Annotated in this window: 14 protein-coding genes; 8 read left to right on the plus strand and 6 right to left on the minus strand. The window is 72.9% G+C overall.

All coding sequences use genetic code 11. From position 1 onward, the window contains the following. Nucleotides 1–113 precede the first annotated feature (113 nt). The 8 genes from infB to AMK10_RS07170 all read left to right on the plus strand — a co-directional run bounded on the left by infB (nucleotide 114) and on the right by AMK10_RS07170 (nucleotide 12,085). Nucleotides 114–3,212 carry a translation initiation factor IF-2 gene (gene infB, locus AMK10_RS07135; RefSeq protein ID WP_073745831.1) on the plus strand — a complete coding sequence of 1,033 codons (3,099 nt, stop codon included), beginning with the start codon at nucleotides 114–116 and terminating at the stop codon, nucleotides 3,210–3,212. Between the two features lie 168 nt (nucleotides 3,213–3,380). Next, nucleotides 3,381–3,677: a DUF503 domain-containing protein gene (locus AMK10_RS07140; protein WP_073745832.1), complete on the plus strand. Its 297-nt coding sequence runs from the start codon at nucleotides 3,381–3,383 to the stop codon at nucleotides 3,675–3,677. A 25-nt stretch (nucleotides 3,678–3,702) separates the two neighbouring features. Next, nucleotides 3,703–4,164, plus strand: coding sequence for a 30S ribosome-binding factor RbfA (gene rbfA / locus AMK10_RS07145; RefSeq protein ID WP_073745833.1), 462 nt, complete (start codon nucleotides 3,703–3,705; stop codon nucleotides 4,162–4,164). Then, nucleotides 4,161–5,066: a tRNA pseudouridine(55) synthase TruB gene (truB, locus tag AMK10_RS07150; RefSeq protein ID WP_073745834.1), complete on the plus strand. Its 906-nt coding sequence runs from the start codon at nucleotides 4,161–4,163 to the stop codon at nucleotides 5,064–5,066. The genes rbfA and truB overlap by 4 nt, the downstream gene beginning before the upstream one ends. Before the next feature lie 284 nt (nucleotides 5,067–5,350). After that, nucleotides 5,351–8,917 carry a trypsin-like peptidase domain-containing protein gene (locus AMK10_RS07155; protein WP_073745835.1) on the plus strand — a complete coding sequence of 1,189 codons (3,567 nt, stop codon included), beginning with the start codon at nucleotides 5,351–5,353 and terminating at the stop codon, nucleotides 8,915–8,917. Nucleotides 8,918–8,960: 43 nt separating this feature from the next. Continuing rightward, nucleotides 8,961–9,914 (plus strand): bifunctional riboflavin kinase/FAD synthetase, encoded by a 954-nt coding sequence (locus AMK10_RS07160; RefSeq protein WP_073745836.1) that lies wholly within the window; start codon nucleotides 8,961–8,963, stop codon nucleotides 9,912–9,914. A 69-nt stretch (nucleotides 9,915–9,983) separates the two neighbouring features. Further along, nucleotides 9,984–11,087, plus strand: a complete 1,104-nt coding sequence (locus AMK10_RS07165) for an XdhC family protein (protein WP_073745838.1) — start codon at nucleotides 9,984–9,986, stop codon at nucleotides 11,085–11,087. A gap of 146 nt (nucleotides 11,088–11,233) precedes the next feature. Then, nucleotides 11,234–12,085 (plus strand): hypothetical protein, encoded by an 852-nt coding sequence (locus AMK10_RS07170; RefSeq protein WP_073745840.1) that lies wholly within the window; start codon nucleotides 11,234–11,236, stop codon nucleotides 12,083–12,085. A 52-nt stretch (nucleotides 12,086–12,137) separates the two neighbouring features. Here AMK10_RS07170 and AMK10_RS07175 read toward each other — a convergent pair whose 3' ends face one another. The 6 genes from AMK10_RS07175 to AMK10_RS07200 all read right to left on the minus strand — a co-directional run bounded on the left by AMK10_RS07175 (nucleotide 12,138) and on the right by AMK10_RS07200 (nucleotide 21,427). Beyond that, a complete protein-coding gene (locus AMK10_RS07175; protein ID WP_073745842.1) occupies nucleotides 12,138–13,193 on the minus strand; it encodes an oligopeptide/dipeptide ABC transporter ATP-binding protein in 1,056 nt (351 codons plus the stop codon). Further along, complete coding sequence (locus AMK10_RS07180) at nucleotides 13,190–14,335, minus strand: ABC transporter ATP-binding protein (protein ID WP_073745844.1); 1,146 nt, start codon at nucleotides 14,333–14,335, stop codon at nucleotides 13,190–13,192. Before AMK10_RS07180 ends, AMK10_RS07175 begins: the two co-directional genes overlap by 4 nt. Further along, nucleotides 14,332–15,252, minus strand: a complete 921-nt coding sequence (locus AMK10_RS07185; protein WP_073745846.1) for an ABC transporter permease — start codon at nucleotides 15,250–15,252, stop codon at nucleotides 14,332–14,334. Before AMK10_RS07185 ends, AMK10_RS07180 begins: the two co-directional genes overlap by 4 nt. Then, nucleotides 15,249–16,340 carry an ABC transporter permease gene (locus AMK10_RS07190; protein WP_073745848.1) on the minus strand — a complete coding sequence of 364 codons (1,092 nt, stop codon included), beginning with the start codon at nucleotides 16,338–16,340 and terminating at the stop codon, nucleotides 15,249–15,251. Before AMK10_RS07190 ends, AMK10_RS07185 begins: the two co-directional genes overlap by 4 nt. Before the next feature lie 3 nt (nucleotides 16,341–16,343). Further along, complete coding sequence (locus AMK10_RS07195; RefSeq protein ID WP_073745850.1) at nucleotides 16,344–18,218, minus strand: ABC transporter substrate-binding protein; 1,875 nt, start codon at nucleotides 18,216–18,218, stop codon at nucleotides 16,344–16,346. Nucleotides 18,219–18,415: 197 nt separating this feature from the next. Further along, the gene (locus AMK10_RS07200; RefSeq protein WP_073745852.1) at nucleotides 18,416–21,427 is read right to left on the minus strand and encodes an SCO5717 family growth-regulating ATPase; all 3,012 of its coding nucleotides are present in this window, start codon (nucleotides 21,425–21,427) and stop codon (nucleotides 18,416–18,418) included. Nucleotides 21,428–21,709 lie beyond the last annotated feature (282 nt).

The following is a 21,709-nucleotide window of genomic DNA, read 5'->3' on the forward strand; positions in this document are numbered from 1 at the left end:
ACCTCGCGAGTTGGAAGTAGGTCGAGATTGCGATGAGCACTCGATGAGTACGCGATGAGTACGCCCATGAAGTAGCGACGGTCCGGCGGTAACCCGGACCTAAAAGGAGCGAAGTGGCTAAGGTCCGGGTATACGAACTCGCCAAGGAGTTCGGCGTGGAGAGCAAGGTCGTCATGGCCAAGCTCCAAGAACTCGGTGAATTCGTCCGTTCGGCGTCCTCGACGATCGAGGCGCCGGTTGTACGCAAATTGACTGACGCACTGCAGGGGCCCGGCGGCAACGCCGGCAAGTCCGCTGCGAAGCCTGGCGCGCCTCGTAAGGCCGCCCCCGCAAAGCCCGCGGCGCCGTCTCCGGCCGCCGCGGCACGTCCTGCTGCCCCGAAGCCCGGCGCCCCGGCCCCCAAGCCGGCCGCTGCCGAGGCCCCGGCGAGCAGCGCCCCCGCGGCGCCCTCCGCGCCGTCGGCCGGCCCCCGTCCGGGCCCCAAGCCCGCGCCGAAGCCCGCCCCGGTCACCCCGGTGCCCGCCGCGGAGTTCTCGGCTCCGGCCCCGGCCCAGCAGCCGTCCGCGCCCCAGGCCCCGCGTCCCGCGGGTGCCACGCCGGGTCCCCGCCCCGCCCGTCCGGCTCCGGCCGGCGGTCAGCGTGACGGTGGCCGCGGTGGCGAGCGTGGCGGCGAGCGCGGCGGAGACCGTCCCGCACGTCCCGCGGGCCAGGGCGCACCGCGCCCCGGCGGCGCACGTCCGGCCGGTCCCCGTCCGGGCAACAACCCCTTCACCTCCGGCGGCTCCACCGGCATGGCGCGCCCCCAGGCGCCCCGTCCCGGCGGTGCCCCGCGCCCCGGCGGCGGTCAGGAGCGCCCCGGCGCCCCGCGCCCCCAGGGTGGTCCCGGCGGCGCCCCGCGTCCCCAGGGCCAGGGTGGCGCACGTCCCTCCCCGGGCGGCATGCCCCGTCCGCAGGCTCCCCGTCCGGGCGGTGCCCCCTCGGGTAACCGTCCGAACCCGGGCATGATGCCGCAGCGTCCCGCTGCCGGCCCGCGTCCCGGTGGTGGCCCCGGCGGCGGTGGCCGCGGTCCCGGTGGCGGCGGCGGTCGTCCCGGTGGCGGCGGTCGTCCCGGTGGCGGCGGCTTCGCAGGCCGTCCGGCCGGTCCCGGCGGTGGCGGCGGCGGCTTCGCCGGCCGTCCCGGTGGTCCCGGTGGCGGTGGCGGCGCAGGCCGTCCCGGTGGTGGCGGCGGCTTCGGCGGTCGTCCCGGCTTCGGTGGACGTCCCGGCGGCCCGGGTGCCCGTGGTGGCACACAGGGTGCGTTCGGCCGTCCCGGTGGTCCCGCGCGTCGTGGCCGCAAGTCGAAGCGTCAGAGGCGCCAGGAGTACGAGGCCATGCAGGCCCCGTCGGTGGGCGGCGTCATGCTGCCTCGCGGCAACGGGCAGGCTGTCCGGCTGTCGCGCGGTGCGTCCCTGACCGACTTCGCGGAGAAGATCAACGCCAACCCGGCGTCGCTCGTCGCCGTGATGATGAACCTCGGCGAGATGGTCACCGCCACGCAGTCGGTCTCCGACGAGACGCTGAAGCTCCTCGCCGAGGAGATGAACTACGTCCTGGAGATCGTCAGCCCGGAGGAGGAGGACCGCGAGCTGCTCGAGTCCTTCGACATCGAGTTCGGCGAGGACGAGGGCGGCGAAGAGGCCCTGGTCTCCCGTCCGCCGGTCGTGACCGTCATGGGTCACGTCGACCACGGTAAGACCCGACTGCTGGACGCGATCCGCAAGACGAACGTCGTCGCGGGCGAGGCCGGCGGCATCACGCAGCACATCGGTGCGTACCAGGTCTCCTCCGAGGTCAACGGCGAGGACCGCCGCATCACCTTCATCGACACCCCGGGTCACGAGGCGTTCACCGCCATGCGTGCCCGTGGTGCGAAGTCCACCGACATCGCGATCCTCGTGGTGGCGGCGAACGACGGTGTGATGCCCCAGACGATCGAGGCGCTGAACCACGCCAAGGCGGCCGAGGTGCCGATCGTGGTCGCGGTCAACAAGATCGACGTCGAGGGTGCCGACCCGACCAAGGTGCGCGGTCAGCTCACCGAGTTCGGTCTGGTGGCCGAGGAGTACGGCGGCGACACGATGTTCGTCGACATCTCCGCCAAGCAGGGCCTCAACATCGAGGCACTGCTGGAGGCCGTCGTCCTCACCGCCGACGCCTCGCTCGACCTGCGGGCCAACCCGGAGCAGGACGCGCAGGGTATTGCGATCGAGTCCCACCTCGACCGCGGCCGCGGTGCCGTCTCGACCGTCCTCGTCCAGCGCGGAACGCTGCGCATCGGCGACACGATGGTCGTCGGCGACGCGTACGGCCGTGTGCGGGCGATGCTCGACGACAACGGCAACAACGTCCAGGAAGCGGGTCCCTCGACCCCCGTCCTGGTGCTGGGTCTCACCAACGTCCCGGGTGCCGGCGACAACTTCCTGGTGGTCGACGAGGACCGTACGGCCCGTCAGATCGCCGAGAAGCGTGCCGCCCGTGAGCGCAACGCCAACTTCGCCCGCAAGGGTGTCCGGTTCTCCCTGGAGAACCTGGACGAGGCGCTCAAGGCCGGTCTGGTCCAGGAGCTCAACCTCATCATCAAGGGCGACGCGTCCGGTTCGGTGGAGGCTCTCGAGTCCTCGCTGCTCCAGCTCGACGTCGGTGAAGAGGTCGACATCCGGGTCCTGCACCGCGGTGTGGGTGCGGTCACCGAGTCGGACATCAACCTGGCGACCGGCTCCGACGCCATCGTGATCGGCTTCAACGTGCGCGCCGCAGGGCGTGCCGAGCAGATGGCCGAGCGCGAAGGCGTGGACGTCCGGTACTACTCGGTCATCTACCAGGCGATCGAAGAGATCGAAGCGGCCCTCAAGGGCATGCTCAAGCCGGAGTACGAAGAGGTCGAGCTCGGCACGGCGGAGATCCGCGAGATCTTCCGCTCGTCCAAGCTGGGCAACATCGCCGGTGTGCTGGTCCGCTCCGGCGAGGTCAAGCGCAACACCAAGGCGCGCCTGCTGCGCGATGGCAAGGTCATCGCGGAGAACCTCAACATCTCCGGTCTGCGTCGCTTCAAGGACGACGTCACCGAGATCCGCGAAGGCTTCGAGGGCGGTATCAACCTCGGAAACTTCAACGACATCAAGATCGACGACGTCATCGCGACGTACGAGATGCGCGAGAAGCCGCGAGGCTGATCAACGGGGAATCCCGGGGGGTCACCCCCGGGCTGACCTCCACGGTCGGGGCCGGTCGACGGGTCGTATTTCCGTCGATCGGCCCCGGCCGTTCCGTGTACGGTTCTGGGTGTCCCCGCCAAGCGATGGCGGGGCGCGACCCCGAACCGGCGGGACATCCGGACACACATGTATGTGGGGACTCTGTCCTTCGATCTGCTCCTCGGCGACGTACGGTCGCTGAAGGAGAAACGCTCCGTCGTCCGCCCGATCGTCGCCGAGCTCCACCGCAAGTTCGCGGTGAGCGTCGCGGAGACCGGCGGGCAGGACCTCTACCGCAGGGCCCAGATCGGTCTTGCCGTGGTCTCCGGGGACACCGGGCACCTCACAGACGTACTCGACCGGTGCGAACGCATGATCGCGGGCCGGCCGGAGGTGGAGCTGCTGTCCGTACGACGGCGGCTGCACAGCGACGAAGACGATTGAGCAAGGCTAAGAAGGAGACGGACCAGTGGCCGACAACGCGCGGGCGAAGAAGCTGGCGGACCTCATCCAGGTGGTGGTCGCCGAGAAACTGCAGCGCGGCATCAAGGACCCGCGTCTGGGCACGCACGTGACCATCACGGACACCCGGGTCACCGGCGACCTGCGGGAGGCCACGGTCTTCTACACGGTCTACGGCGACGACGAGGAGCGGGCCAGCGCGGCCGCGGGCCTGGAGAGCGCCAAGGGCATCCTGCGTTCGGCGGTCGGCGCCGCGGCGGGGACGAAGTTCACCCCGACCCTGGCCTTCGTGGCCGACGCCCTCCCGGACAACGCCAAGGCGATCGAGGACCTGCTCGACCGGGCACGTGCCTCGGACGCCAAGGTCAGGGAGGCGTCCTCAGGCGCGAAGTACGCCGGGGACGCGGACCCGTACCGCAAGCCGGAGGACGAGAACGACGAGAACGACGAGGACTCGCCTTCCGCATGACGCAGAACAAGCAGGACAGGACGCCGGACGGACTTGTCATCGTCGACAAGCCGTCCGGCTTCACGTCACACGACGTCGTGGCGAAGATGCGCGGCATCGCCCGGACCCGGCGGGTCGGCCACGCCGGCACGCTGGACCCCATGGCGACCGGCGTGCTGGTGCTCGGTGTCGAGCGGGCGACCAAGCTGCTCGGCCATCTCGCACTGACCGAGAAGGAGTACCTGGGGACGATCCGGCTCGGCCAGGACACCGTCACCGACGACGCGGAGGGCGAGATCACCTCGTCCACCGACGCCTCGGGGGTGACCCGCGAGGGCATCGACGCCGGGGTGGCCGCCCTCACCGGCGCGATCATGCAGGTGCCGTCCAAGGTCAGCGCCATCAAGATCGACGGCAAGCGGTCCTACGCCCGGGTGCGCGGCGGCGAGGAGTTCGAGATCCCGGCCCGTCCGGTGACCATCTCGTCCTTCCGGGTCTACGACGTCCGTGAGGCGGTCGCCGAGGACGGTACCCCGGTCGTCGACCTGGTCGTCTCGGTCGTGTGCTCCTCGGGTACGTACATCCGCGCCCTGGCCCGCGACCTCGGCGCCGGGCTCGGCGTCGGCGGCCACCTGACGGCGCTGCGGCGCACCCGCGTCGGCCCGTACGGTCTCGACGCGGCGCGCACCCTCGACCAGCACCAGGAGGAGCTCACCGTGATGCCGGTCGCCGAGGCGGCCGCGTCGGCGTTCCCCCGCTGGGACGTGGACGAGAAGCGCGCCAAGCTGCTGCTGAACGGCGTACGGCTGGACATGCCGTCGTATCCGCCGGGGCCGGTCGGGGTCTTCGGGCCCGACGGGGCGTTCCTGGTGCTCGTCGAGGAGCAGAAGGGCAAGGCCAGAAGCCTCGCCGTCTTCGCCTGACGAGGGCCCCGGGCACGCGTCAGGTCCGAGGACAGGACGTGTCCGCTGCGGAGAGTGCCTCTCGGCCTCCGCGCCGGCCGGCCTCGTCCGCCGAGAGCTCCATCGTGGAGCGGGCAGTCCCCCCGGCGCCCGCTCCACGATCCCCCTCCCGCGACCATCCCTGTCCAGCCGAACCCTCCGATTCACCCCAATGGACGGGCGCTCGGAGTGACTGGGGGGTGTGAGGGGGGCGCTTTCGCTCCCTCGACTTCGCGTCGCGATCACCCGGGATCTACCGTCGGAGCATGGGCAGCGGGGACCGGTCGAAACTGGTGAGAATCTGTGATCAGGCCGGCCGGCCGCGGGGCACCGGATTCGTCGCGGACGACCGGGGCACGGTCGTCACCAGCCATCAGGCCGTCGCACGCTCCGTGCCCCTGACCCTGCACGCCTCCGACGGCCGCAGCTGCACCGTCGGCCACGGCGACATCACCGCCCTGCCCGCTCTCGGCCTCGCCCTGCTGCGCACCGGCGGTCCCGAGGTCCTCGGCGTGGAGCCCCTCCCCATCGCCGTGCGCGAAGAGATCGTGACCGGCACCTATGTGCGGATCGCCGCTCACGGCTGGCGCGAGGCACGGGTGCTCGGGGCGACCCCCGCGGTCTACACCGAGGGCGGCCGCGAGCACGAGGTCCCCGGGGCGCTGGAGCTCGCCATGGGCACGGACGGGCGCGACGCGCTGCGGTCCGGCGGGGCAGCGGTCGGAGGGCCCGTCACCGACCCGCGCACCGGAGCCGTCCTGGGCGTGCTCTCCACCGCCCTGCGCGCCGGACACGAGGCCGCGGGGCTCGCGGTCCCGCTGTCCGGTGAGGACGTCCCGGGGCCGCTGACGGAGGTGCTCCGGCGCAACGCGAGCGGCGTCCCCGGTTACGGCTGCGACCTCAACCTCGCGGGCGCGCTCCAGCTGACCGCCACCTCGCTCGGCCACGCCGACAGCCGCCCCTGCCCCACGGAGGCCGTCGAACGCCCCCGCGTCAGCGCGGAGTTCACCGCCTTCGAGACCGGCACCGGGCCCGTGCTCGGGCTGGTCGGCACTCCCGGGACCGGCCGCACCACCGAACTGGCCGCCCTGGCCGCCCGCCGGGCCCGCGGGCCCGTCCCCGCCCTCACCCTCTGGCTGCGCGGAGCCGATCTGCTGGCCGAGGACGCCTCGGTCACCGACGCGATGGTCCGGGCCCTGCAACGCTCCGGGCGCATCCTCACCGCCGCCGGGGCCCGGGGCGACATGGCGTCCGCGACCCCCGAGCGGGTGGCCGCCCTCGCCGCGGAGTCCGGGAGCCCGCTGCTCGTCGTCGTGGACGGCCCCGAGGAGATGCCGCCCCTGCTGGCCCACCGGCTCGCCGGCTGGACGCGGGCGAGCGCCGGATGGCTCCGGGCCCACGGCGTGCGCATGGTCGTCGCCTGCCGTCCCGAGCACTGGGAGACCGCGGGCGCGCTCTACCCGCCGGACGCCCTGCACGGCCCTGAGCGGCCCGCCGGAGGGCTGCCGCCCGCCGTCCGGCTCGGCGATCTCACGGCCGACCAGGCCGAACGGGCCGCAGAGCGCTACGGCATCCCTCCCGGCGCCCTCGCGCCCGGCCACGACCGGCACCCCCTCACCCTGCGCCTGCTCGCCGAGGTGCGCGAGGCACTGCCCCCCGACGTGCCCGGCAGGCCCGGCACCGAGGAGGTCTTCGCCGCGCACCTCGACCTCAGCTGCGTCCGGATCGCGGTCCGGATCGGGGCGCAGGCCGAGCCCCGGCTCCGGGGCACGGCGGTCCGCAGACTGGCGGCGAAGGTGGCGGGCCAGGTCCACGAGGCGGCCAGGCGCTGCCTCGGCCCCGGCCAGGGCGAGCTGGACCGGGCGGCCTTCGAGGAGATCTTCCCCTGGCGCACGGGATGGGCCTCGGCGGTCCTCACCGAAGGGCTCCTCGTGCCGGCCGGCGCGGGATACCGCTTCGCCCACGAGGAGCTGGGCGACTGGGTCCAGGGAGCCCATCTGGACCTGGACGCCGCGCTGCACTCCCTGGTGCACCGCTGGCACGGCGAGGGGGCGCAGCAGGAGGCCGGGGACGCCGCGCCGGAGGAGTTCACCGGCGAACCCCGCAACCTCCCGGTACCCCGCCATCGCATCGGCCCGGTGATCCAGGCCATGCTGCTGCTGGAGCGGCGGCAGGGGTCCGCCGCTCTGGCCCACCGGATGGCCGACCTCATCGAGGCGATGGACCGGCTCTCCGCGGCCACGGGCACCGGAGCCCGGCACTCCGACGCCGCGTGGTGGGCGGCCCACCTGCTGCGGGAGAGCCTGCTCAGGGTGCCCGACGCCCGGCCGTGCCTCGGCGTCCTGCGGGTGCTCACCGGGCGGATCACCCGGCGGTCCCTCTCCGCGTCCGCCGGCCGCCCCGGGGCACTCGGTCCCTACGGTGAGTTCGGCCCCTGGTTCTGGCGCCGCGTCCGGCTGCCCGAGGACGACCGGATCGACCTCCTGCGCAGGCTCCTCCCCGCCGACGCGGCCCCGCGCCCGGACGGCGGCGAACGCTATCTGGACGCCGTGTCCCGGCGCCTCGCCGCCCGGCCCGGGAGCGTGCAGCCGCTGCTCTGCCGCTGGTTTACCGACGAGAGCCCCCTGCCCGCCCAGGAGGGCGCGCCGGGGCGGCTCACCGTGGCCGCAGCCGCCCAGGCGCTGCTGTACGCCCGCCGTGACCTGGCCCTCGACGACCTCACCGAGGCGCTCGTCGACACCTCCCACCCCCGTGCTGTCGAGCTGCTCGCCGCCCTCGCCGAGGAGGAACCGGCCGCGTTCTGCCGGGCCGTCGACCGGTGGGCCCGCGACGAGGAGCGCCCCGCGCGCCGGGCCGCGGCAGCCGCCCACGCCACGCTCACCACCGGCCGCGCCCTCGCCCCCGCCGACCGGGCCCTGCTGCGGGGCGCGGCGCTCACGCTGCTGGCCCGCCCGGACGACACCGCCCTGCACGCGCAGGCGCTCACCGTCCTCGTACGCGATCCCGGGACCGGGGGCCGCTATCTGCCGCAGGCCCTGCGCGTCTTCGCCGCCGGGGACCCCCGGCTGCCGCTGTCCCTGCTGACCGATGTGTTCCCCGAGCACCCCGAGCCCGTGCTGGCCGCGCTGCGGGCCCGTCTGTCGCTGCCCGGGGAGGCCGCCGACGACGTACTGCGCGAGCTCGCGGGGCTCGGCACCCCCGCGCTGGCGCTGCACGCCCCCGGTCTCGTACGCCAGTACATCGACAGTCGTCCCGGCGACGGGGGCGGCGCCCGGACCGCCGCCTATGTGGAACGCAGGCTGGAGCACAGCCCCGCCGCCCGTGCCCTGCTGCTGCCCCTGATGACCGGGCTGCTGCGGGACCGTCCCGCGCCGCCTCCGGTGCGCGCGGCGCTGGCCCGGGTGCTGGCCGCGCCGGGCAGTTCCGCGTCGGGGCCGCTGCGGGCCGAGCTGCTCGAGGTCCTGCTGGAGTTCGAGCAGGACACCGGGCGGGACCCCGAGGTCCTCGAAGCCCTGCTGCGGGCCGCCGCGGCCGGGTCCGGGCGCCGCCCCGAGGCCCGCACCAGGGCTCTGGTGCACCGCACCGGGATGCTGCTCGTCCGTACACCCGAGGGCGCCGGACGCTTCGACCGCGCCCTGGTGGACATCGCCCGGGAGATCCCCGGATTCGCCGCCCTCGTCACCCGGTGGCTGGCCGAGGCCCCGCAGGAATGGGCCGCCGTCGTGGGGCCGGGCGCCCGGCGGACGGTCGAGGCCCTGGACGTGCCGCGACCTGCGATGCCGGTGCCGATGCAGGCCGCGGGACGTGAGCATGGCAGTCTTAGACCTGCGTAATGGACATACACACGTACACAGGTTCGGGCGAGGAGCGGTCACAGTGCAGTGCTGGCGTGGCTTGGAGGACATCCCCGAGGGCTGGGGACGCAGCGTCGTCACCATCGGCTCCTACGACGGCGTGCACCGCGGACACCAGCTGATCATCGGCCGGGCCGTCGAGCGGGCGCGTGAGCTCGGCGTTCCCTCCGTCGTCGTCACCTTCGACCCGCACCCCAGCGAGGTCGTGCGCCCCGGCACGCACCCGCCGTTGCTCGCCCCGCACCAGCGGCGCGCCGAGCTGATGGCGGAGCTGGGCGTGGACGCGGTGCTGATCCTGCCGTTCACCGCCGAGTTCTCGCAGCTCTCGCCCGCCGACTTCATCGTGAAGGTCCTCGTCGACAAGCTGCACGCGCGGGTGGTCATCGAGGGCCCCAACTTCCGCTTCGGACACCGGGCCGCGGGCAACGTCACGTTCCTCGCCGAGCTCGGTCCGACGTACGACTACGAGGTCGAGGTCATCGACCTCTACGTCAGCGGTGAGGCGGGCGGCGGCGAGCCGTTCTCCTCCACCCTCACCCGCCGGCTGATCGCCGAGGGCGACGTCCGGGGGGCCGCGGAGATCCTCGGCCGCCCGCACCGCGTCGAGGGCATCGTGGTGCGCGGTGCGCAGCGCGGGCGCGACCTCGGCTTCCCCACGGCGAACGTGGAGACCCTGCCGCACACCGCGATCCCCGCGGACGGCGTCTACGCGGGCTGGCTGACCGTGGACGGCGAGGCGATGCCCGCCGCGATCTCCGTCGGCACGAACCCCCAGTTCGACGGCACGGAGCGGACCGTCGAGGCGTACGCGATCGACCGCGTCGGCCTCGATCTGTACGGGCTGCACGTCGCCGTGGACTTCCTCGCCTATGTGCGCGGCATGCTGAAGTTCGACTCGATCGACGACCTGCTCGTGGCGATGGCCGCCGATGTGAAGCGGTCCAGCGAGCTCGTCGCGGCGTACGAACGGCGCTGACCCTCCTGTGGTGCGCACGCCGGCACCGGGGCATCGTCGGGGGTAGGACCCGTCGAGCCGGGAGGACGCGTGCGTGAACTGCTGTCGGAACTGCGCGACTGGGACGCCGCCGGTACCCCCTTCGCCCTCGCCACCGTCGTCGCCGTACGGGGCAGCGCGCCGCGCGCACCCGGGGCCGTGATGGCGGTGACCGCCACCGGGCAGGTGGCGGGCAGCGTCTCCGGCGGATGCGTGGAGAGCGATGTGTACGAGGTCGCCACCGAGGCGATCGGAACGGGCCTCCCGCAGCTGCGGACCTACGGCATCAGCGACGACGAGGCCTTCGGAGCGGGACTGACCTGCGGCGGCACGATCGACGTCCTGGTGCGTCCGTACACCGCCCCGGCCGACCGGGCACTCCTGCGGGACCTCGTCGGCACCATCGGCGCCGGGAGGCCCGTCGCGCTCGCCACCACGGTGTCCGGAGCCGCTCCGACGGGCGCCGGGCGCCTGGTCCTGGCCGACCGGGTCGGCGGTTCCCTGGGCGACGAAGGGCTCGACGCCGCCGTCACCGACGACGCGCGCGGGCTGCTCGCCCAGGGGGTCACGGGCAGCATCGGCTACGGCCCGCACGGAGAGCGCCGTATGCAGGACGTCACCGTCTTCGTCCAGACGTACGCCCCCGCGCCCCGCATGCTCGTCTTCGGCGCCATCGACCACGCGGCCGCCACCGCGCGGATCGGGTCCTTCCTCGGCTACCGGGTGACGGTCTGCGACGCCCGGCCCGCCTTCGCGACCCGGGAGCGCTTCCCGACGGCCGACGAGGTGGTCTGCGCCTGGCCGCACACCTATCTGGAGTCGACCGAGGTGGACGCGCGCACGGTCGTGTGCGTCCTGACGCACGACCCGAAGTTCGACGTACCCCTGCTGGCCGCCGCGCTGCGCACACCGGCGGCGTACATCGGCGTGATGGGCAGCCGGCGCACCCACGCCGACCGGACGGCCCGGCTGCGGGAGGCCGGGGTGGACGAGGCGGCCCTGGCCCGGCTGGCGTCCCCGGTGGGCCTCGACCTCGGAGCCCGTACACCGGAGGAGACGGCGGTGTCCATCGCCGCCGAGATCATCCAGCACCGCTGGGGCGGCACGGGCCGCCCCCTGGCGGAGCTCACGGGAACGATCCACCACACCGGCTGACACCGCGGGCCCCCGGCCGTACGGGCGGCGGCGACCCGCGGCGCCGGCCGGTCCCTGCCGCACGGGCGGCGACGGCAACCTGCGCGGCTGCGGCGGCGACCAGAGGGCGAACACGGAAACCCCACCCCCCACCGAGGAGGTTCACCGTGCGCAGACATCTGGCGCGCCTGGTCACCGTCCTGGCCGCACTGGCCGCCCTGGTCGCGGCACCCGGACAGGCGGCGCCCCCGGCGCGGGCCGCAGCCGGGTGGAACCCGCCCGCGAACCTCGTCCAGCCGCTGGACGAGGTCTGGAAGCACGTCGAATCGACCTACCCGGACCTCTACGGCTTCCGCAACTACGGCTGGGACCAGATCGTGGCCAACGGGGGCAGGATCAGCTACTGCGTCCGCTGGGAGTCCGGCGAACCGGTCACCGCCGCCCTGCGCGACCGGGTCCACGCCGCGGTGAAGAAGCAGTTCGGCAAGTGGACGGCGGCCATGACCGAGAACGGCACCGGCCACAACGCCTGGCCGTACACCTCCGTGCCGGTCGACATCGTCGGCTGGGCGGTGAAGGACCGCTCGACGCTCCGGTGGACGGACGACTCGGTCGACATCTACGCCGGGAACCTCGACGGCGCGGGCGCCCCGCAGTGCGCGCCCGACTGCGGCCGCTTCTTCCACCAGGACGGCGACTACTCCAGGTGCCCGGGCGGCGCGGCCCGCCACTACGACCAGTCGCTGTGGCTGACCGAGGGCTTCCAGGGCGGCGCCGGCGGGGACTGGGGCCAGCGCGTGGGACGGGAGTACTTCACCGGCGCGCTCGACCAGGAGGACATCCACATCTACCAGCACGAGGTGGGCCACACCTTCGGCCTGGACGACTTCTACGACTGGACCCCCACCGGCCAGTGCTGCTTCGTCATGAACGCGGGCAGCGCCACACGGATCACGGAGTTCGACACCTGGATGCTCCGTGACTTCTGGCGCCATCTGAAGAGCCGCTACGGCTACTGACCCGCGCACCGCCCGGCGCCGTGACGTACGGCGCCGGGCGGTCCGGACGTTCTCAGGAACCCGTGCCGGCCTCGGCCGGCGAGGAGCCCGCGCCCGCCCCGGTCGCGGCGGAGCCCGCGCTCGCCCGGGCCGCGGCCCAGTGGCAGGCCACCTGGGTCCGCCCGCCGCCCTCCAGCACCGGCAGATCCTTGGTGCGGCACGCGTCCGCGACACCCGCGCGCTCCGCCTCGCCCGAGGCGAGGACCTGGCAGCGGGCGTGGAAGCGGCAGCCGGACGGCACCTTCGAGGGGTCCGGCGGTTCGCCCGTCAGGATCACCGGCTCGCCGTCCGCCTCGGGCAGCACGGACAGCAGCGCCCGGGTGTACGGGTGCCGGGGAGCCGTGAGGATCTGCTCGACGTCACCCGTCTCCACGATCCTGCCGAGATACATCACCGCCACCCGGTCCGCGATGTTCCACGCCAGCCCCAGGTCGTGCGTCACCACCAGCGCCGACAGGCCCAGCTCGTCGCGCAGCCGCAGCAGCAGCGCCAGGATCTCGCCCCGCACGGACGCGTCCAGCGAGGCCACGGGCTCGTCCGCGACGATGAGCTCCGGCTCCAGGACCAGCGCGCCCGCGATGACCACACGCTGGCGCTGGCCGCCGGACAGCTCGTGCGGATAGCGCAGGAAGAACCGCTCCGGAGGCCGCAGCCCCGCCCGCGCCAGCGCCCCGGACACGGCGGCCCGCTCGTCGCCCGCGTATCCGTGGATGCGCAGGCCCTCCGCCACCGCGTCGTACACCGTGTGACGGGGGTTCAGGGAGCCGCTGGGGTCCTGGAGGACCAGCTGCACCCGCTTGCGGTACGCCTTCAGCGCCCGGCCGCCGTAGTCGAGGGGCTCGCCGCCGAAGGTGACGCGCCCCTCGGTGGGCGGCACCAGGCCCAGCAGGGACCTGGCCAGCGTGGTCTTGCCGCAGCCGGACTCCCCGACCAGGGCGACGATCTCGCCGGGGTGGATGTCGAGGTCGACCCCGTCGACCGCCCGTGCGGTCGCCGCCCCGCGCCGGCCGGGGAAGGCGACCTTCAGCGCCTGGGCACTGAGGAGGGGAGCCGGGGGAGTGGCCGTCATGAGGTGCTCCTTGCTTCCGCCGTGCCGTCGAGCTCTTCCCCGCCGCCGTGCGCCTCCCCGGCGACGCCGAGAGCTTCTCCCGTGCCGCCGTGGGCGTCCGCCGTGCCGTCGTGCGCCGCTCCCGTGCCTTCCGTGGAGCCGGGCCCCACCAGCACACAGGCCGCCCGCCGGCCTGGGCCCGCGGGCCGCAGTTCCTGGTCCTCGGTCGCGCAACTGTCCAGTGCCGCGGAGCAGCGCGGGTGGAACGTACAGCCGGAGGGCAGCGCCGACGGGTCGGGCGGGTCGCCCGGCAGGCCGCGCGGCGCGTGCCGGGAGGAGAGGTCGCCGATCCGCGGGAAGGCGGCCGACAGGGCGCTGCCGTAGGGGTGCCTGGCGTTCTCGTACACCTGCTTGGCGGGGCCCTCCTCGACGACCCGGCCGGCGTACATCACCGACAGCCGGTCGCAGGTGTCGGAGAGCACCGCGAGGTCGTGGCTGATCATGATCAGGCCGAGGTCCTGGTCGGCGACGAGCTTCTCGATCAGCCGCAGGATCTGTGCCTGGATCATCACGTCCAGCGCCGTGGTGGGTTCGTCGGCGATGATCAGCCGAGGGTCGCAGGCCAGCGCCATGGCGATCATCACGCGCTGGCGCTGACCGCCCGACAGCTCGTGCGGATAGGCGTCCGCGCGGGCGGCCGGAAGCCCCACCTGCTCCAGCAGCTCACCGGCGCGCTTCCGTGCCGCCGCCGGGGTCGCCCTGCCGTGCAGGACGATCGGCTCGGCGATCTGGTCCCCGATGCGGTGCACGGCGTTCAGCGAGTGCATCGCGCCCTGGAAGACGATCGACGCCCCCGCCCAGCGCACCGCGCGCAGCCGTCCCCACTTCATGGTGAGGACGTCCTCGCCGTCCAGCAGGATCTCGCCGCTCAGCGTCGCGGACGCGGGCAGCAGCCGCAGCAGCGCCAGCGCCAGTGTCGACTTCCCGCAGCCGGACTCCCCGGCGATGCCGAGCTTCTCACCCGCCTCGACCCGTAGGTCCACCCCCCGGACGGCAGGAACGGCCGAGTCCCCCGAGCCGTAGGTGATGTGCAGGCCCCGGACGTCGAGCAGGGGCTGCCCGGTCTCGGGCTTCGGTACGGTCTCGGTCTTGACCGCGGTCAACGGGACACCCCCAGCTTGGGGTTGAGCACGGACTCGATCGTGCGGCCGCACAGCGTGAACGCGAGCGCGACCACCGCGATGGCGAGTCCGGGCGGAGCGAGGTACCACCAGTTGCCGGAGCTGACCGCCCCGGCCTCACGGGCGTCCTGGAGCAGTCCGCCCCAGGAGACGATCGTGGGATCGCCGAGCCCGAGGAAGGCGAGGGTCGCCTCGGTGAGGATGGCGGTGGAGATCACCAGCGTGGTCTGCGCGAGCACCAGCGGCATCACATTGGGCAGGACGTGGCGGGACATGATGTGGCCGTGCCCGCCCCCGAGCGCCTGGGAGCGCTCGATGTACGGACGGGACTCCACGGACAGCGTCTGGGCGCGCACCAGACGCGCGGTCGTCGGCCAGGTCGTCACCCCGATGGCGAGGACCGTCGTCCAGAGGGACCGCGAGAGCACGGTCGCCAGCGCGATGGCGAGCACCAGCGTCGGCATCACCAGGAACCAGTCGGTGATCCGCATGACGACATTGCCGTACCAGCCCTTGAAGTGGCCGGCCGTGATGCCCACCAGGGTCCCGATGGCCACCGAGAGGAACGCGGCGAGCAGGCCCACGGTCAGCGAGACCCGCGCCCCCCACACCAGCAGCGCGAGCAGGCTGCGGCCGAACTGGTCCGTACCGAGCGGGAACTCCGCGCTCGGGGCCTCCAGCGCACCGCCCGGCGCCTCGGTGACGCTCTGCGAGTCCGCGCCCACCAGCACCGGGGCGGCCAGCGCGATCAGGGCGATCAGCGCGAGCACGGCGAGGCCCGCCAGGCCGGCCCTGTGGGCGCGGTACTGCCGCCAGAAGCGGGCCGCCGCCTGGCGGCGACGGGCCCAGGTGATCGCGCGCGGGCTCAGGGCCGGCGCGGCGTCGGTCGTTGCTGTCATCGGCCCACCCGGGGATCGAGGAGCGGATAGATCACATCGGCGAGCGTGTTCATCAGGATCACCGCGGCGGCGAAGATGAAGAACAGCGCCTGCACCAGCGGCAGATCGGGCACGCTCAGCGCCTGGTAGAAGAGCCCGCCGAGCCCCGGCCAGGAGAACACCGTCTCCACCAGGATGGCGCCCGCCACCGTGTTGCCCAGGTTGACGAAGAGCAGCGTCACGGTCGGCAGCATCGCGTTGGGTACGGCGTGCCGGCGGCGCACGAGGTCGTCGCGCAGCCCCTTCGCACGGGCCGTCGTCAGATAGTCGCTGCCCATCTCGTCGAGCAGTGAGGAGCGCATCACCAGCAGGGTGCGCGCGTACTCGACGGCGACGAGGGTGACGACCGGCAGGACCAGGTGGTGGGCCACGTCCAGGACGTAGCCGAAGCCGCTGGAGTCACCGGACTCCATCCCGCCTGTCGGGAACAGGCCCGGGACGGGCCCGATGCCCACCGACAGGGTGATGATCAGCAGCAGGCCGAGCCAGAACGACGGCACCGAGTACAGCGTCAGGGCGAAGGCCGTGTGGAAGCGGTCGCCCGCCGAGCCGTTGCGCCAGGCGGACCTGGCGCCCAGCCAGATGCCGATGACGGTGTAGATGACGAAGGCGGTGCCGGTGAGCAGCAGCGTCGCGGGCAGCGCCTCGGAGATCTTGTCCATGACGGGCGCGCGGAACTGGTACGACGTACCGAAGTCGCCGGTCAGGGCCTTCCCGCAGTAGTCGGTGAACTGCTGCCAGAGCGGCAGGTCCAGGCCGAACTCCTTGCGCATCGCGGCGATCTGTTCGGTCGACACCTGCCGTCCGCCGGTCATGTGCTTGACCGGGTCGCCCGGGATCAGCCGGAACAGGAAGAAGCTGGTGACCAGCACGGCGAACAGCGAGACGGCCGCACCGGCCAGCTTGCCCGCCGCATAGCGGAGGTACGCGGTCGTGCTGCGGGCGCGTGGACCGCGGACCGACGGCCCGGCCGGAGCCGGGCCGTCGGTCCGCACGGCGTCCACGCCCGCCGCGCCCTTCAGGAGCGCGGGAGTGCTTTCTGTGCTCATGGACTATTCACGGTCTTCCGCGGTGGAACGGCGACGCATGGCGAACAGCAGCCCGCCACCGGCGAGGACGACTACGGCGATACCGACACCGACGAGGACACCGGTGGAGCTGCCGCTGTCGCCGGACGAACCGCTCGACGCACCGGCGGCCGGGACGGCCGACCACCAGCTCCAGTAACCGTCCTGACCGAAGATGTTGCCCCCGTCCGACGGCATGGTCGTGATCGACTTGATCTGGTCCGTGCGGTAGGCCTCGACGGCATTCGGGTACGCCATGACGTTCATGTATCCCGTGTCGTACAGCCGCGACTCCATCTGCTTCACAAGATCGGCCCGTTTGGCGGGGTCGTACTCCGCCAGCTGCTTCGCGTAGAGCTCGTCGTACTGCTTGTCGCAGATGAAGTTGTCGGTCTGCGCGGTCTCCTTCGCCTTGGACGGCAGGGCGGCGCAGGTGTGGATCGACATGACGAAGTCGGGGTCGGGGTTGACGGACCAGCCGTCGAAGGCGAGGTCGTACTCACCCGAATACCAGGGGTCGGAGACGTTGTCGCGGCAGTCGACCTTCAGGCCGATGCCCAGATCGCCCCACCACTCCTGGAGGTACTTGCCGATCGCCTTGTCGTTCGGGTCCGTGGCGTGGCACAGGATGCGGAAGTCGAGCGGCTTGCCGTCCTTGCCGGCGCGCTTGCCGTCGCTGTTCTTCTTGTACCCCGCCTCGTCGAGCAGGGCGCCGGCCGCGGCCGGGTCGTAGGCCAGCTTCTGCTCGGCCGACGGCTTCCAGAAGTACGAGCCGTAGCGCGGCGGGATGTAGCCCTCACCCTCTATGGCGTAGCCCTGGAAGACCTTGTCGATGATGGTCGTGCGGTCCACGGCCATGAACAGGGCCTGACGGACCTTCTGGTCCAGCAGCGCCGCGTGGCCGTCGCCGAACTTCTGGCCGTCCTTGGTCCGCGCGCCCGGGTTGGTGGCGAGTGCGTAGAAGCGCCGGCCGGGGGCGTCGTTCACCTTGATGTTCTCGGCGCTCTTCAGCGACGCGGCCTGAGCGGGCGTCAGGCTCGGGCTGCCGGCGACGAAGGAAACTTCACCCTTTCGGAGGGCGGCGACGGCGGCGTCCTGGTCCTTGTAGTACCGGAAGACGAGCTCGTCGAACTTGGGCGCGCCCCGCCAGAAGTCCTTGTTGGCCTTGAGCTTCACATAGCTGTCGACCTTGAAGTCCGTCAGGATGAAGGGCCCGTTGCCGACGATCGGGAACTTCGTGTCGTTGTTGAACTTCGAGAAGTCGCCGACCTTCTCCCAGACGTGCTTGGGAACGATGGGCACGTCCAGCGCCGTCATCGTGGCCTGAGGCTGCTTCAGCTCTATGACCAGCTTGTCCGGGCTGGGAGCGGTCACCTTCTTGAAGTTGGCGACGAAGCTGCCGTTCGAGGTGGCGGCACCCTCGTCGGTCATCATCTTGTTGAAGGTCCACGCCGCGTCCTCGGCGGTGGCCTTCTCACCGTCCGTCCACTTCGAGTCGTCCCGGATGGTGTACGTCCACGTCAACTTGTCCGGCGAGGCCTCCCATTCGGTGGCGAGGCCCGGGATCGTGCGGCTGTCCTTGGCGTCGTAGTTGGTGAGGTAGTCGTACATCAGCCGGTGGATGCTCGTGGAGAGCAGCCGCTGCGCGAGGAACGGGCTCAGGGAGTCGACGCTCTGTGATACCGCGACCGTCAGGGTCGACTTCCCGTCGGCGGCCTGCGCTTCCTGTGGGGCGGGGGCGAGCGGATTTCCGGGGACGACCGATCCGGCGGCCAGCGCCAGGGCGGCGGCTCCGGAGGCGAGAAGGATACGCAGGCGGCCGTGGGGGCGGGAGGAGCGTGGAGGGAATCTTGTGACCATGGACGTGGACCTCGCGTCATGACTCGCACGGTGAAGGCGGGCAGATCTCTGGTTCGCCAGCTGGTGAAGCGAAGGTTTATCAGCGGCGGTCGAGTCGCGTCAACGGTCGGCGAAACCGCGTGTGGTCTGCGGGAATGCGATGAGGGCCCGCACCGTGTGGACGGTGCGGGCCCTCATTGGTTTAGACCTCTACTGCCTTACTGTTGAGGCGCCGAAGGTGGCTGCGGAGGGTGCTGTTGCCAGCCCGCCGGCGGAACGGGGCCTTGCAGTTCGGGCTGTCCGGGCTGATGTGCCTGGCCATCGTGGTGCGCGGGCGCGTGGGGCGGTCCGGCCGGGTGTGCGCCGGGCTGTGCCTGCGGGGGCGGCGACTGCTGCCAGCTGTTGTCCTGCGCGCCCTGACCGGGGTACGGCGGATAGGGCTGCTGGGGTGACGCGGGCTGCTGGGGCGGCTGCTGCCCCGGGTAGGGCTGCTGTCCCCCGTACGGCGGCTGGCCCGGGTAGGGCTGCTGCGGGGGGTAGGGCTGTCCGGGCTGCGGCTGCTGCGGCGCGTACTGCCCCTGGCCGGGCACCTGCTGACCGGGTGTCTGCGCGCCCGGCATCGGCGGCGCGTACTGCGGCGGCGGGCTGCTGCCGTCCGACGTCCACAGGCCCTGCTGCTGCTGGGCCCGCGCGAAGTCCTCGGCGACGAGCGCCGAGAGGTTGAAGTAGGCCTCGCGGGTCTTCGGGCGCATCATGTCGAGGTCGACCTCGGCGCCCGCCGACAGGTGCTCGTCGAACGGTACGACGACGACGCCCCGGCAGCGTGTCTCGAAGTGCTGCACGATGTCGTCGACCTTGATCATCTTGCCGGTCTCACGGACACCGGAGATGACGGTCAGGGACCGTTGCACCAGGTCGGCGTAGCCGTGCGCCGACAGCCAGTCCAGCGTGGTGGACGCGCTGGAGGCGCCGTCGACGGACGGCGTCGAGATGATGATCAGCTGGTCGGCGAGGTCCAGCACACCACGCATCGCGCTGTAGAGCAGACCGGTGCCCGAGTCGGTGAGGATGATCGGGTACTGCTTGCCCAGGACGTCGATCGCCCGGCGGTAGTCCTCGTCGTTGAAGGTCGTGGAGACGGCCGGATCGACGTCGTTGGCGATGATCTCCAGACCGGAGGGCGCCTGCGAGGTGAAGCGGCGGATGTCCATGTACGAGTTGAGGTACGGGATCGCCTGGACCAGGTCGCGGATGGTGGCCCCGGTCTCGCGCCGCACACGGCGGCCGAGCGTACCGGCGTCCGGGTTGGCGTCGATGGCGAGGATCTTGTCCTGCCGCTCGGTGGCCAGGGTGGAGCCCAGCGCGGTGGTCGTCGTGGTCTTGCCGACACCGCCCTTGAGGCTGATGACCGCGATCCGGTAGCAGGACAGCACCGGGGTGCGGATCAGGTCCAGCTTGCGCTGGCGCTCCAGCTCCTCCTTCTTGCCGCCCAGCTTGAAGCGGGAGGCGCCGGAGGGGGTGCGGCTGCTCTTGGCCTTCTGCTTGCCCCGGACCAGCCGGTCCGACGAGAGCTCCACGGCGGCCGTGTAACCGAGCGGGGCGCCCGGCACGGAACGCTCGCGCTGGTCGTGCGTGACCGGGGTCGGCCAGGCGGCGCCGGTGCGAGGGTCGACGGGCGGCTGGTACGCCTCGGGCTGGTGCTGCGGCGGCTGCTGCTGGTGCGGCTGCTGCTGCGGGGCGGGCAGGTTCGGCGTGCCCTGGGCGGGCTGCTGGGGGACCTGCGGCGGGAGCGGGGCACCCTGCGCCGGGAACTGCGGCGGCTGGGGAGCCTGCGGGGCCGGGAAGCCGTAACCGCCCTGAGGCTGCGCGGCGGGCGGCAGCTGGGGCGCGCCCTGGGCGGGGAACGGCTGCTGCTGCGGCGCCTGCGGGAAGCCGTAACCACCCTGCGGCGCGGGGGCGTTGGGCGGAGCGGGCTGCTGCGGCGCCTGCTGCGCGGGGAGTGCGGGCTGCGCGGGCGCCGGGGGCTGCGGGAAGCCGTAGCCGCTGCCCTGGGGCTGGGGCTGGGGCTGGGCACCGGGCGTGGGCGCCTGGGGGAAGCCGTAACCACCCTGCGGTGCAGGGGTGTTGGGCAGCTGCGGCGCCTGCTGCGCGGGCGGCCCGCCCTGCGGGAAGCCGTAACCGCCCTGTGGCGCGGGCGCCTCGGGCCCGGCGGGCGGAGGAGGCGTCTGCGCGGGCGGCGGCGTCTGCGCGGGCGGCGGCGTCTGCGCGGGCCACTGGGCCGCGGGCTGCGGCGCACCGGGCTGCGGTGCGGCCGGCTGGAACGCGGGCGGAAGCGGCGGAAGCGCGCCGGGTGCGGGCGGCGCCGGGGACCAGGGGGCGGGAACGTTCGACGGCGCGGCGTCCTGCGGTGCCGCGTCCTGCGGCACGGCGGCGGCCGGGAGCGCGTCGGCGGCGGGTGCTCCGGCCGGCGGGGTGTCCTGGGGTGCCTGGTCCGCCGGGGCATCGGAGGGCTCGTCCTCGGGTTCGCCGTCCGCGTCCGGGGCCTCGTCGTCCTCGGCCCGCACGGAGTCCCGTGCCGCGTCCGCGTCCGCCTCCGGGGCGTCCTCGTTCTCCTCGGAGTCCTGGACCGCCTTGTCGCCCACGGGCGCCGACGGGGCCGCTTCGTCGTCCTCGGACGGAGCCGGCTCGGGCGCGGCCGCGCCGGCCGACGAGGACACCGCGGCCTCGGCCTCGGCCGCCGCCTCACGCTCGGCGATCTCCCGCTTCAGCGCGGCGGGGGAGAAGCGCATGGTCGCGCCGCTCTCCACATCGCCGCCGCCGAACGGGCCCGACGTGCCGGCCGGCTCGTCCGAAGCCGGCGAGGGTGAGGCCGATGACGCCGACACGGGCTCGGGGGACGAGGACGCCGACGGCGCGGACTGCTCGGGCGAGGAGGCCGGCACGTCACTCGACGGCGCCGTGCCGGACGGCGTGGCCGGCGGCCAGCCGCCGTCGAATCCGCCGGGAGCCGGCAGCCCCGGCACGGACAGCGGCGCCCCGTGCGGCGGCGGAGGGGGCGCCAGGTGCGACCCGGCCCCGCCCGACGAGTCCCCCGACGCGTTCTGGGTGTACCAGGCGGGAGGGGTGTAGTCGATGGTGAACTCACCCGTCATCTCGGCGGGCTCCGCGTCGGACGACTCGTCGACGGGTGCGTTCCATCCCCCGCGGATCTCGTCCCGATCGCCGTTCACTTTGCCTCCTGGTGTGGTCGAGCACCCTTGTGCCGTGGTGGGTGGGGGCGACCGTTCCCGTTGTCCGATCCGCCCGGCTCTCCCCCTTGCGACGCGCAGTGCCTGCCCGCAGGTTCCTCTGCCGCCCCTGCCCACCCTAATCGCCATGAGGCGCACAACGGCAGGCCGTATCGCAGGGGAAGAACTGTCCAGTAGGTCACGTCCCGCCACAAGTGAACCAAGTGTGAAGACAGGGACGGGTCGAAGTGGCCCAAAACGTACATCTACCGGTACGGAGCGGGC

It is taken from the genome of Streptomyces sp. CB02058 (assembly GCF_001905505.1).
Taxonomy (GTDB): domain Bacteria; phylum Actinomycetota; class Actinomycetes; order Streptomycetales; family Streptomycetaceae; genus Streptomyces.